Source organism: Holtiella tumoricola (assembly GCF_027857615.1).
Taxonomy (GTDB): Bacteria; Bacillota; Clostridia; order Lachnospirales; family Cellulosilyticaceae; genus Holtiella; species Holtiella tumoricola.
Genome location: NZ_JAQIFT010000062.1, coordinates 25,677 through 37,700, shown reverse-complemented (window position 1 = coordinate 37,700; position 12,024 = coordinate 25,677). Strand labels below are relative to the sequence as shown.

Annotated in this window: 15 protein-coding genes and 1 pseudogene; all 16 read left to right on the top strand. The window is 34.7% G+C overall.

Annotated features, from left to right (window positions below):
* Nucleotides 1-32 precede the first annotated feature (32 nt).
* The gene (locus PBV87_RS18030; protein WP_053983160.1) at nucleotides 33-482 is read left to right on the top strand and encodes a Z-ring associated ZapG family protein; all 450 of its coding nucleotides are present in this window, start codon (nucleotides 33-35) and stop codon (nucleotides 480-482) included.
* A gap of 176 nt (nucleotides 483-658) precedes the next feature.
* Nucleotides 659-1,528 carry a YihY/virulence factor BrkB family protein gene (locus tag PBV87_RS18025; protein WP_271013223.1) on the top strand — a complete coding sequence of 290 codons (870 nt, stop codon included), beginning with the start codon at nucleotides 659-661 and terminating at the stop codon, nucleotides 1,526-1,528.
* On the top strand, nucleotides 1,518-2,126 hold the full coding sequence (locus PBV87_RS18020) for a DNA-3-methyladenine glycosylase (protein ID WP_271013222.1): 609 nt from the start codon (nucleotides 1,518-1,520) through the stop codon (nucleotides 2,124-2,126). Before PBV87_RS18025 ends, PBV87_RS18020 begins: the two co-directional genes overlap by 11 nt.
* 21 nt (nucleotides 2,127-2,147) lie before the next feature.
* On the top strand, nucleotides 2,148-3,026 hold the full coding sequence (gene metF, locus PBV87_RS18015) for a methylenetetrahydrofolate reductase [NAD(P)H] (RefSeq protein ID WP_271013221.1): 879 nt from the start codon (nucleotides 2,148-2,150) through the stop codon (nucleotides 3,024-3,026).
* Nucleotides 3,027-3,032: 6 nt separating this feature from the next.
* On the top strand, nucleotides 3,033-3,704 hold the full coding sequence (locus tag PBV87_RS18010) for a vitamin B12 dependent-methionine synthase activation domain-containing protein (RefSeq protein WP_271013220.1): 672 nt from the start codon (nucleotides 3,033-3,035) through the stop codon (nucleotides 3,702-3,704).
* Complete coding sequence (locus tag PBV87_RS18005; RefSeq protein WP_330680476.1) at nucleotides 3,694-6,048, top strand: homocysteine S-methyltransferase family protein; 2,355 nt, start codon at nucleotides 3,694-3,696, stop codon at nucleotides 6,046-6,048. The genes PBV87_RS18010 and PBV87_RS18005 overlap by 11 nt, the downstream gene beginning before the upstream one ends.
* Before the next feature lie 80 nt (nucleotides 6,049-6,128).
* Nucleotides 6,129-7,187, top strand: coding sequence for a sensor domain-containing diguanylate cyclase (locus PBV87_RS18000; RefSeq protein ID WP_271013219.1), 1,059 nt, complete (start codon nucleotides 6,129-6,131; stop codon nucleotides 7,185-7,187).
* Nucleotides 7,188-7,483: 296 nt separating this feature from the next.
* A complete protein-coding gene (gene wecB, locus PBV87_RS17995; RefSeq protein ID WP_271013218.1) occupies nucleotides 7,484-8,650 on the top strand; it encodes a non-hydrolyzing UDP-N-acetylglucosamine 2-epimerase in 1,167 nt (388 codons plus the stop codon).
* A 9-nt stretch (nucleotides 8,651-8,659) separates the two neighbouring features.
* The gene (locus PBV87_RS17990; protein WP_271013217.1) at nucleotides 8,660-8,893 is read left to right on the top strand and encodes an AtpZ/AtpI family protein; all 234 of its coding nucleotides are present in this window, start codon (nucleotides 8,660-8,662) and stop codon (nucleotides 8,891-8,893) included.
* Nucleotides 8,886-9,251: an ATP synthase subunit I gene (locus tag PBV87_RS17985; RefSeq protein WP_271013216.1), complete on the top strand. Its 366-nt coding sequence runs from the start codon at nucleotides 8,886-8,888 to the stop codon at nucleotides 9,249-9,251. The genes PBV87_RS17990 and PBV87_RS17985 overlap by 8 nt, the downstream gene beginning before the upstream one ends.
* A 65-nt stretch (nucleotides 9,252-9,316) precedes the next feature.
* On the top strand, nucleotides 9,317-10,015 hold the full coding sequence (gene atpB, locus PBV87_RS17980) for a F0F1 ATP synthase subunit A (protein WP_053983168.1): 699 nt from the start codon (nucleotides 9,317-9,319) through the stop codon (nucleotides 10,013-10,015).
* Nucleotides 10,016-10,061: 46 nt separating this feature from the next.
* A pseudogene (locus tag PBV87_RS23020) lies at nucleotides 10,062-10,325 on the top strand (ATP synthase Fo subunit C); the annotation flags it as partial.
* A 6-nt stretch (nucleotides 10,326-10,331) separates the two neighbouring features.
* Nucleotides 10,332-10,571: an ATP synthase F0 subunit C gene (atpE, locus tag PBV87_RS23015; RefSeq protein ID WP_334305096.1), complete on the top strand. Its 240-nt coding sequence runs from the start codon at nucleotides 10,332-10,334 to the stop codon at nucleotides 10,569-10,571.
* Between the two features lie 48 nt (nucleotides 10,572-10,619).
* Nucleotides 10,620-10,904 (top strand): ATP synthase F0 subunit C, encoded by a 285-nt coding sequence (gene atpE / locus PBV87_RS17970; RefSeq protein WP_053983170.1) that lies wholly within the window; start codon nucleotides 10,620-10,622, stop codon nucleotides 10,902-10,904.
* 48 nt (nucleotides 10,905-10,952) lie between these two features.
* A complete protein-coding gene (gene atpF / locus PBV87_RS17965; RefSeq protein ID WP_053983171.1) occupies nucleotides 10,953-11,471 on the top strand; it encodes a F0F1 ATP synthase subunit B in 519 nt (172 codons plus the stop codon).
* Nucleotides 11,459-12,004 (top strand): F0F1 ATP synthase subunit delta, encoded by a 546-nt coding sequence (locus PBV87_RS17960; RefSeq protein ID WP_271013214.1) that lies wholly within the window; start codon nucleotides 11,459-11,461, stop codon nucleotides 12,002-12,004. Before atpF ends, PBV87_RS17960 begins: the two co-directional genes overlap by 13 nt.
* The last annotated feature ends 20 nt before the right edge of the window (nucleotides 12,005-12,024 follow it).

Genomic DNA, 12,024 nt, shown 5'->3' with positions numbered 1-12,024 from the left:
TTGAAGATTAAAGTTGTACAAGGAGGTCTAAGATGGAAACCTGGATGGTAGTTTTAATATGGGTAGTCGTAATTGCCGCAATCGGTGCTGGGCTTTATTTTTGGGGTAGAAAGCTACAAAAAAGATATGATGAACAACAACAAATGGTTAACCAATATAAACAAGTGGTTCCATTATTTGTTATTGATAAGAAGAAAGATAAATTAGAGAACTTAAAGCTTCCTAAACAAGTAAAAGAACAAGTTCCAAAAATGCAACGTAAACGTAAAATGCCAGTTGTTATTGCAAAAGCAGGTCCACAAATCGTAACACTTATGTGTGATGAAGTTGTATACAATACAGTACCTGTTAAAAAGCAAATTAAAGCCGAAGTAGCAGGTATTATGCTTGTTAATGTGGTTTCTGGAAAACTTCCAACGCCACAAAAAGAAGGTTTTATGAACAAAATGAAACGTAAAGCGAAAGAGCTTAGAAATAAATAGTCACAAAAACACAAGCAAATGCTTGTGTTTTTTTTATGATCAAAAACTTTTACAAAAATATAAATTATGATATAGTTATAAAAAAGATTTATAAAAATGATGGATAAAGTGAGTATACTTCCACTTAGCTCGAGATATACTGAATATGAGATTGTACATAAAAGTGAGGAATATCATTGGAGAAAATAAAGTATTTTATAGATTATATATTGAAATTAGAAAAGCGATTTACAGGACATGAAATTGCTTCTAGAAGTGCACAAATTACGTATTATTGGGTATTAGCATTTTTCCCATTTTTGGTTATGGTCATCTCTATTTTAACATTTACGAATATTGCACAGAGTGAATTTATGGTGTACTTAGCAGAAGTTATTCCAACTGCGATTATGCCTTTTATTGAGCAGACAATTAATCAGTTAATTGAATACCGTAGTGCAACACTACTGTCATTTAGTGCGATTGCTGCAATCTGGTCAGCATCAGCAGCTGTAAATGCTATGATGAAAGGTATTTATAAGGCTTATAGTGCTGTAGATGAAAGATCCTTTTTTATTAGAAAGATTATTTCTATGATTTATTCAGTCATTCTTGCAGTGTTGATAGCAGGGATGATTGTATTATTAGTATTTGGAAATAGAATAGGTGAATATATTATTCATCGATTTAGTATTGAACAGCAATATTATAAAATGCTGTGGGATCTTGTTCGTTTCACCTTGCCAGTAGCAGCTCTGTTGGTAGGTTTATATATTATCTACAAATATGTTCCGAGAAAACATTTAAGAGATGGGAATGTATGGCCAGGTACTATTTTTGCTAGTATCAGTTGGTATGCTTTTTCTTATCTCTTTTCAATCTACGTAGATAAGTTCAGTAAATATAATCAAATGTATGGAAGTATTGGAAGCATATTCATTTTACTTATTTGGCTTTATACCAGTGGTATGCTTGTACTTCTTGGAGCTGAGATGAATGCACTTTTCCAAGATATGAAGCATGTAAGACCAGCAAGAATAAGAAGGGAGGAAAGAAGTGGAAAGTAACATTAAGCGTTCCTTCTATCTAAGAGATGGGCTAAAAGTAGCAAAAGACTTGTTAGGAAAGACATTAGTAAGAGTGAAAGATGGGAAGCGATATGCTTTCAAAATTGTTGAAACAGAAGCATATTTAGGGCCAAATGATAAAGGTGCCCATACTTATGGTGGTAAGCCAACTGCTCGGACAAAACCTATTTTTGACGAAGGTGGGATAACCTATATTTATCTTATTTACGGTATGTATTACTGCCTCAATATCGTAGCCAATGAGGTGAATATACCTCATTGTGTATTAATAAGGGCTGTCGAGCCATTAGATGAAGAGAGTCTAGTGTATTGTAAAGCCAACAGACCTATTAAATCGAAGAAAGTACAAGATTTAACCAATGGACCAGGTAAGCTATGTAAAGCCTTAGAAATTGATAAATTTTTAAATGAGATAGATGTTACAAAAGAAGGTGCTTTATATATTGAAGAAGGTGAAACACCAAAAGAGATTGTAACAGACAAGCGTATCAATATTGACTATGCCGAAGAATATAAAGACAAAGAATGGCGATTCTACATTAAAGATAATCCGTTTGTGTCCGTATTAAAAAAATAGATGAGTAAAAGGGGATTTAGCATGAAAATAAGTGAAATATTTGAAAAAAATAAACCAGTCATTTCGTTTGAGATTTTTCCACCAAAGCAAACAACATCAATAGATAGTATTTATAGTACTATTGATGCGTTAGCACCCTTATCACCAGATTTTATTAGTGTAACTTATGGTGCAGGTGGAAGTACAAGGGGAAATACAGTACAAATTGCATCTGTATTAAAGAATAAATATAATATTACACCACTGGCGCATTTAACGTGTGTAGATGGCACAAAGGAAAGCATGGCTCAGATATTACAAGAACTAGCAGATGAAGGTGTAGAAAATATCCTAGCACTAAGAGGTGATTTACCAGAAGGAGCAAGTTTAGGTGAATTCCATTATGCCAATGATTTAGTAAGTTACATAAAAGAAAACGGAAATTTTGATGTAGCAGCAGCCTGCTATCCAGAAAAACATATAGAAGCACTTACTTTAGATGATGATATAACACATTTAAAACATAAAATTGAATGTGGAACAGACGTACTTATTAGCCAACTTTTCTTTGACAATGAAGCCTTTTATAAATGGCGTGACCAAGTGAGAAGCTTAGGGATACAAACGCCTATTGTTGCAGGGATTATGCCTATTACATCTGCAAAACAATTAGAACGTATGGTGACTTTATGTGGTGCAAGCATTCCAAGTACAATCCAAGGTCTTGTAAAAGCTTATAACCATAATGCACAAGCTTTAAAAGAAGCTGGCATTGCTTATGCAACCATGCAGATTATTGACTTACTAGCATCTGGTGTCGATGGGATTCACTTATATACCATGAATCAAGCAGATATTGCAAAACGTATAATGGAAAACATTAGGGGAATTAATTATGCAGTAAAGACAAAGAGGGCTTAAATCATTATGGCAAAAGATGAAATTATACTTAGAGAAGTACTGAGATATATCAATGTACCTTACCATGCGGCAGATGCAACACTTAAACAAGAAATACTTACTGCCTATGGTGAAATAGAGTCTATGGCTAGGGTCAGACAGGTCTATGGACTTTTTAATATAGAGCCGAAAAAAGATCTAATAGTATTTCAAGAAATCAATTTTCAAATAGAGAGTGCAGATTTAGCAAAGGTTGTTAAAAACTGTAATCAATTATATGTAATGGCTGTAACAATAGGAAGTGAAATTGATAAACGTATTAGTGGGACTCAGCAGACTGATATGATGAAAGCACTTATTTATAACGCTTGTGCCAATGTTTTAATCGAGCAAGCATGTGATCATGTAGAAGAAGAAATCATGAAAAACATAAAAGAGGGACAATACTTAACTATGCGTTATAGTCCAGGTTATGGAGATGTACCTCTTACAGTACAAACAGAAATTTTAAATTTTTTAGATGCAACAAGAAAAGCAGGTATTACAACAACAAAGGCAGGAATGCTTATCCCACTCAAATCAGTTACAGCTTTTATAGGTCTATCTAGTATAAAAGAGAAAAGACATAAAGGATGTGAGAGCTGCTTGATACAAGATAAGTGTATTTATAGAAAACGAGGTGAAAAGTGTGGCAGTTAGATTTTTTGATGGTGCAATGGGGACGGTCCTTCAGAACAAAGGATTAAAGTTAGGTGAGATACCAGAACTTTTCAACTTTACTCATAGTGAGTTAGTAGAACAAGTTCATTTAGATTACTTAGATGCAGGAGCAGACTGTGTAACAACCAATACTTTTGGAGCAAACCGCTATAAAATCAATGAGACTAGCTATACCGTTGAAGAAGTGATTACACAAGCAGTAAGGATTGCAAAAAGTGCAGTAAGCAAGAAAAATAAAGGTAAAGTCGTATTAGATATAGGATCAACAGGGAAGCTTATTGAACCAGTCGGTGATATTTCTTTTGAAGAAGCTTATGAAGTATTTAAAGAACAAGTTATAGCGGGAGAAAAAGCAGGAGCAGATATTATCCTTTTTGAGACCTTTACAGACTTATATGAGCTTAAGGCAGGGGTACTTGCAGCTAAAGAAAATACTTCATTACCTATCTTCTGTACCATGACCTTTGAAGCAAATGGGAGAACCTTCTTTGGGACAAGTTTAGAAGCCATGGTATTAACGCTAGAAGCATTAGGTGTGGATGCACTTGGTATTAACTGTAGCTTAGGACCTAAAGAACTTGTACCATTAGTAGAGCAACTTGTAGGCTTAGCTTCTATCCCAGTACTCGTACAACCTAATGCTGGGTTGCCAGATATGAAGGATGGAAAAGCTGTTTATAATATTACAGAAGAAGAGTTTACACACTACATGGGTTACTTTGCAGAACTTGGTGTGAGTATTTTAGGTGGATGTTGTGGAACAAATCCGTCTTATATTAAAGGTGTTGTGGATAAAGTAAGGGACATTCAGCCTAAACCTATTGTACCTAAAAATTTATGTGGGATTTGTAGTAGTCAAAAAGCAGTATTTTTTGATGATGTAAGAATAATAGGAGAAAGACTGAATCCAACAGGTAAGAAGTTACTTCAACAAGCTTTAAGAGAAGATAATATGGATTACGTCCTTAGACTTGCACTAGAGCAAAAAGAAGAAGGCGCTGACTTACTCGATGTCAATATGGGATTACCTGATATAGATGAAGTTGGTATGCTTAAAAAAGCAATTAAACAAATACAATGGGTAGTAGATTTGCCACTTCAAATTGATTCATCTAACGTTAAAGCATTAGAAGAATCTGTTCGTATTTATAATGGTAAACCACTTATTAACTCAGTGAATGGTAAAAAGGAAAGCCTAGATGCTATTTTACCAATTGCTAAAAAGTATGGTGCAGCCGTATTAGGGCTTACACTAGATGAAAAAGGTATTCCAAATACAGCTGAAGAAAGACTAGAAGTAGCAAGAATTATAGTTGAGGCAGCTAAGTCATACAATATACCTAAAGAGGACATCTTTATAGATTGTCTTGTAGTTACAGCATCTGCACAGCAAGAATTAGTCTATGAGACATTAAGAGCTGTAAAATTAGTAAAAGAAGAGTTGGGCGTAAAGACAGTACTTGGAGTAAGTAATGTGTCTTTTGGACTTCCAGCAAGACCAGCACTTAACCAAGCGATGCTTACAATGGCACTCTTACAAGGGTTAGATGCACCAATTATGAATCCAAAGAATAAAGAAATGATAGAGGCTATTTTATCTTATAGAGTATTAGTAGGGAAAGATAAAGAATCAAAAGATTATATAGATTACTTTAGTAAACAGCAAGAAGTCAGTAAGGAAGTATCTACAAGTAATGAATATACCCTTGAACAAGCCATTATTAAAGGGCTTAAAGAAGAAGCATACAAGATTACACAGCAATACTTAAAAGATTATGAACCACTAGAAATAGTAGAAAAGTTTATTGTACCTGCGCTTAACCAGGTTGGAGATGACTATGAAAAACAAGTGTTATACTTGCCACAGCTTATTAAGTCAGCAGAAGCAGCACAAAGTAGCTTTGAAGTATTAAAAGTAGCTATGATTAAAAATGGAGGAACACATCAAAGTGGGCCAAAAGTTATTTTAGCAACTGTACATGGAGACATTCATGATATAGGTAAAAATATTGTTAAGGTTATTATGCAAAACTATGGTTTTACAGTAATAGATTTAGGTAAGGATGTACCAACTGAAGCTGTTTTAGAAGCGGTCAAAAAGCATGAAGTTAAGTTAGTTGGACTCAGTGCACTTATGACAACGACAGTTGCAAGTATGAAAGAAACAATAGAAAGCTTGAAAAAAGTTGAACCAAAGTGTAAAGTTATAGTAGGCGGCGCAGTTCTTACACCAGAGTTGGCAGAATTCGTAGGTGCGGACTTCTATGCAAAAGATGCTATGGAAACTGTAAGGATTAGCGAGAAAGTTTTCAAAGATCTTTAATGCATAAGCTAAAACTTGACGATAAATAAAATAGTTACTAAATAAAGCAACTACATTGTAGGACCAGGGGAGGGACCGCGATGAATGAAGTGGCTGCAAGACAAATGGTTACAATAGGCAACCTTGAGAAAGAACTTCAAGCGCAAAAAGGCATGCTATGGGTACTAGGGGAAATCATTAAAGTCGCTAACAATATTGGATCTTTTAAAGCTTTGATGAATGCGATGACAGATATGCTTATGGGGGTAACAGGTGTTAACGCCTGTTATCTATGGGCGTATCATGGTGATCGTATTAAAGTCTATTATAGAAGTACGGAATTTAATAATGAGTTTTTAGAGCTAGATGAAAGTACAATCAGTAAAGAAATTAAAATTCTAAGAAATACTTATATCTATACAGAAGAAGAAATAGAATATCCTATTATAGAAGGTGCAAGTATTCCACAGTCTAGATTAGTTGTACCACTTATGAACTTTGTTGATGAGAGTGTAATAGGAGGCTTAGTATTAGAACATGGACAAGCTAACTTTTTTACTGCAAATAATAGAGTATTTTTTGAAACGCTAGCTACATTTATTGCTTCTAATACAATGAATTCTAGGTTGTATGAACAAGTGTCACAAGAATCAAAAAAGGATCCGCTTACAGGTGTTTATAATAGAAGGCAGCTAAATCGTATGATTGAACAGCTTATTAAAAATTATGAGCTATTAACAATAGGGATTTTTGATTCAGATAACTTTAAAGCAGTAAATGATTTATTAGGGCATAGAAAGGGCGATGAAGTACTTCAAGCCATTTCTCATGCTGCAACAGAAGCTATAAGTAGATATAATGGAAAAGTTATCCGTTATGGGGGGGATGAGTTTGTACTCCTACTTCCTTTAGCGTTAGAAGAAGGGATGAAAGTCTTTAGAGCGTTTCAACAATCAGTACCTGAGCTTGTAACAATCAAAGATATTAATATTCCGGTAACGATAACAATGGGCGTATCTGCTTATCCAGATACCAAAGTAGATAAAAAAGATTTAGTACACTTAGCTGATAAGGCCTTACTAAGAGGCAAAGATTTAGGAAAGAATTATATAATGCTCGTAGGAGAAGAGGACTTTGGAGAGAGCGAAGAGGTGTTATAAAACGCCTCTTTTTTATGTTAATAAAATAAGAATACTAAAATGAACAAAAGTCATTTTAGTATTAGACAGTAAGAATCTAGAAATGTTATAATGCAAGAGAATTAGAGTGCGGCGTAATTTTATATAAGATTCAATATAATCCAACTTATACATAAAGCATTTACAATTGTATGATTATAATGGTAAAGTAGTAAGGATTAAAAGCTGGTTTTTTTTATATACGTACATATTATTACAATATAATAAACACAATAGAAATAAGTACTATATTGCTAATAGGATAGGAGAGTAAAGAAATGGACCAAAAGATCCGTGTTATGAGTGTTTTTGGAACAAGACCAGAAGCAATTAAAATGGCACCTTTAGTAAAAGAACTTGAAAAAAATGACAACATAGAGAATCTAGTGTGTGTAACAGCTCAACATCGTGAGATGCTCGATCAAGTATTAGAGATATTTGACATTAAACCAGATTATGACTTAAATATCATGAAAGATAGACAAACATTAACAGGTATTACAACACGTGTTTTAGAAGGAATGGAAGGGGTACTTGAAGAAGCAAAACCAGATATTGTACTTGTACATGGGGATACTTCAACAACTTTCGTTACTGCACTTGCTGCCTTCTATAAACAAATTCCAGTTGGACATGTTGAGGCAGGACTTCGTACATATAACATATACGAACCGTTCCCAGAAGAGATGAACAGAAAATTAGCAGGCGCTATTGCTACGTTACACTTTTCACCAACACCACTTGCAAAAGGGAATTTATTACGTGAAGCCGTAGATGAAAAAGCAATTTATGTAACAGGCAATACGGTTATTGATGCACTTAAAACAACAATTAGTGAAGATTATCATTTTACAGTAGATATATTAAATGGTATCGATTATGCAAATAAACGAGTTATTACTATGACAGCACATAGAAGAGAGAATTTAGGAGAGCCTTTACGTAACATTTGTGAGGCTGTTAAAGCAATTGCTAATGAATTTAGTGATGTTGAAGTTGTCTATGCTGTTCATAAGAATCCAGCTGTACGTGACGTAGCCTATGAAATCTTAGGAGACTTACAAAACGTACATCTTATAGAGCCACTGGATCTTAAAGATATGCATAACTTAATGCAAAGATCTTATTTAGTTCTTACTGATTCAGGTGGACTTCAAGAAGAAGTACCTTCTATGGGTAAACCAGTTCTTGTCCTTCGTAATGTAACAGAAAGACCAGAAGGTATTGAGGCTGGTACACTTAAACTTGCAGGTGTAGAAAAAGAAACAATTTATAACTTAACGAAAGAACTTCTTACAGATGAAGTTGTTTATAAAGAAATGGCACAGGCCAAAAATCCATTTGGTGATGGAGAAGCATCAAGACGTATTGTTGAAGCAATCCTTTCTTATTTTATAGAAGGTTCACCTCGTCCAAATGACTATATTTATAATGCTAAGAAGTAGGTGGAAACAATGAAAAAGAAAGGCTGGATAAGAGCATTAGCCCTTCTAGAACAAGTTGGTTTTTCCATGGCTGTTCCTATCTTTTTATGTGTATTTTTAGGGATTTTTATAGATAATACCACTAACAAATCTCCCTTATTCCTAATTATTTTTATATTCCTAGGAGTAGGGGCCGCTTTTCGTAATTTATTCTATATAATAGGAAAAGAAGCTAAGAGAGGAGAAAAAGAGAGAGATGAATAAGGCATATATTAAACAACATTTAATGCAAGTTACAATGGTTGCCTTTTCGCTTGTTGTTTATGGAATCGGAATGTTTTTTACTTCAGATGCATTAGCATGGACAACGGGAATCTTTTTGGGACTAGTCATTGCACTTCTTAAATTAAGGCTTATGGAACTCACTTTTATTAAGGCTGTTGCTATGCCAGAAGGTAAGGCTAAAAATTATACACAAAGACACTATATGTTACGTTATTTAGTAACAGGTCTTGTATTATTCATAGCAGCTTTATCTCCAAGTGTTAGTCTAATAGGCGTGTTCTTTGGACTAATTTCTATGAAAGTAGGAGCATATGCACAGTTAGGTGTAAGAAACTAATTATTTTAGCAACAAGAGCGTAAGCTCTTTAGCATAGAAATTTATATGGAAAGGAGAGTGAGTAGGTGGAGCAAAATTTAGACTTTGGGATTCATCAAGTCGTAACTTTCTTTACAATTGATGGTAAACCTTATGGTCTCACAACAACACATATTAATACTTTTTTAGTAATGGCTGTTTTAACTATATTTGCTCTTATTGTACGTGCTAAAGTTAAAAACTTTAAGACTATACCAGATACTAAGTTCCAAATTATTATCGAGTTTTTAGTTGATACGATTTATAACTTTACATCTAGTACAATGGGTGAGAAAAATAGAAAATTCGGTGCATTCTATGGTCCTATGTTTTTATTTATTTTGTTATGTAACTTAACAGGATTAATTGGACTAAGACCACCTACTGCTGATATTGCAACAACATTTGCATTATCATTAACCACATTTTTCATGATCCACTATTTTGGTTTAAGATCCAAAGGTGCAAACTACCTTAAAGGCTTCTTAGAACCAATACCATTATTGTTACCGCTTAACATCATTGGTGAGCTTGCTAACCCAATCTCATTAAGTTTCCGTTTATTTGGTAACATCTTAGGTGGAACCATTATCATGGGATTATACTACGCGATGATGCCATGGTGGGCACAACTTGGTTTACCTTCAATCCTACATTCATATTTCGATGTGTTTGCAGGTGCGTTACAAACCCTTATCTTTGTTATGCTAAGTATGACATTCGTATCCAGCGCAATGGAAGAATAAAAAAAGAGGTGAAAGTATGGGATATACAGAGTTCCTATTCGGATGGATGGCAAATGTTGACCCAGTAGCTCTCGTTTTAGCCTTCTCAGCGATTGGTGCAGGACTTGCAATGATTGCAGGTATTGGACCAGGTATTGGACAAGGTTTTGCAGCGGGTAAAGCAGCTGAGGCAATGGGCAAAAATCCTAAAGATGGTGGTAAACCAGCAACTTTAGTTATGTTACTAGGTGCTGCAGTAGCCGAAACTTCAGGGATTTTCTCATTAGTTATTGCCATTATTATGTTATTTGCCAATCCACTTCTTAATAAAGGTGGCATTGCACTTGTACTTGCGGCTTCCGCAATTGGTGCAGGTTTAGCAATGATCGCAGGTATTGGACCTGGTATTGGACAAGGTTATGCAGCGGGTAAAGCTGCAGAAGCTGTTGGTAAAAGACCTAAGCTTCAAAGTGGGATTGTAAGAACAATGCTTCTTGGGCAAGCAGTTGCTCAAACAACAGGGATTTATGCCCTTATCATTGCATTACTCTTATTATTCGTAAATTTATTTGCATAAGAACAAAAACATTAACTTATTAGTTGTATATTTAAGGAGGAATTCATAATGGATAACCAAATCGATGGAAGAGCTTTAATTTTAGCATGTTCAGCAATTGGTGCTGGTCTTGCAATGATCGCAGGTATTGGACCTGGTATTGGTCAAGGTTACGCAGCTGGTAAAGGTGCAGAAGCAGTAGGTCGTCAACCAGAAGCACAATCAGACGTAGTACGTACAATGTTACTTGGTGCAGCGGTAGCTGAAACAACAGGTATCTATGGTCTTATCGTAGCTATTATTCTTTTATTCGCTAACCCACTTATTACAAAATATATTGAGTTACTTGGCTAATAAAAACATAGTAAGCGGTATAAGACATAGAAAGGAGGGAATTTCCCTTTGAGCTCAAAAATTATTGAATTTTCCATGCAAACAGGATGGGAATGGTTTGTGCAGCTTCTTGCTCTATTTCTAATTATTGCAATTCTAGCGAAGTTATTATTTAAACCAGTAAGTGAGTTTTTAGATAAACGTCAAGCAATGATTGCAGCAGAAGTAAATGGTGCTACAAATGCTAAAAAAGATGCAGAAAGCCTTAAAAAAGATTACCAAAGTAAACTTGTTAATATCGAGGCAGAAGCTAGTGAAATATTAAAACAAGCAAGAGCAAAAGCATTAGTCCGTGAAGAAGAAATTATTAACGAGGCTAAAAAAGAAGCTGAAGCCATTAAAGAAAAAGCATTTAAAGATATCGAACTTGAAAAAGAACGTGTTCAATCTGAGATGAAACAAGAAATGATCGAAGTAGCTACACTTATGGCAAGTAAGTTTGTAGCTGAATCAATGAGTGCAGATAAACAAAATGCATTAGTTGATGATATGATTAAAGAGATGGGGGATGTACAGTGGCTGAGATAGTTGTAAACCGTTATGCTACTGCCCTCTTCGAAATTGCCAAAGAAAAAGGGGCAATGACAAAGTTTAAAGAAGAAGCAAGTGCTATTTGTGAAGTTCTTAAGAACGAACCAGAGTACATGAATCTTCTTGGTCATCCAAGTGTAATTGAAGCACAAAAATTAGAACTTATTGAGCAAGCCTTTACTGGACGTGTATCAGATGAGTTCGTTGGCCTTATGGGGCTTATCATTAAAAAATCTCGTACAGAATACTTAATCCGTATTCTTACACAATTTATAGAAATGGCAAAAGAAGATGAAGGGCTTATTAAAGCTACAGTAACTTCTGCAATGCCACTCACAAATCAGCAACTAGCGCAAATTAAAGAGAACCTTGAACAAGGAACAGGTAAAACAATCGAACTTGATGCACAAATTGATGCATCACTTATTGGTGGGCTTATCGTTCGTGTTGGTGACAAAGTAGTTGATGGAAGCATTAAAGGTCAAATGGATGCTTTAAAATCACAGCTAAATAGTTTGCGACTTGCATAAAAAAGGGGTGTAATGATTTA

Bases quoted from the DNA above. Each gene is read 5' to 3' on its own strand.
- wecB (WP_271013218.1), top strand. From the start codon at position 7,484: ATGGACCAAAAGATCCGTGTTATGAGTGTTTTTGGAACAAGACCAGAA.
- atpE (WP_053983170.1), top strand. From the start codon at position 10,620: ATGGATAACCAAATCGATGGAAGAGCTTTAATTTTAGCATGTTCAGCA.
- PBV87_RS18010 (WP_271013220.1), top strand. From the start codon at position 3,033: ATGGCAAAAGATGAAATTATACTTAGAGAAGTACTGAGATATATCAAT.
- metF (WP_271013221.1), top strand. From the start codon at position 2,148: ATGAAAATAAGTGAAATATTTGAAAAAAATAAACCAGTCATTTCGTTT.
- PBV87_RS17990 (WP_271013217.1), top strand. From the start codon at position 8,660: ATGAAAAAGAAAGGCTGGATAAGAGCATTAGCCCTTCTAGAACAAGTT.
- PBV87_RS18000 (WP_271013219.1), top strand. From the start codon at position 6,129: ATGAATGAAGTGGCTGCAAGACAAATGGTTACAATAGGCAACCTTGAG.
- PBV87_RS18030 (WP_053983160.1), top strand. From the start codon at position 33: ATGGAAACCTGGATGGTAGTTTTAATATGGGTAGTCGTAATTGCCGCA.
- PBV87_RS17985 (WP_271013216.1), top strand. From the start codon at position 8,886: ATGAATAAGGCATATATTAAACAACATTTAATGCAAGTTACAATGGTT.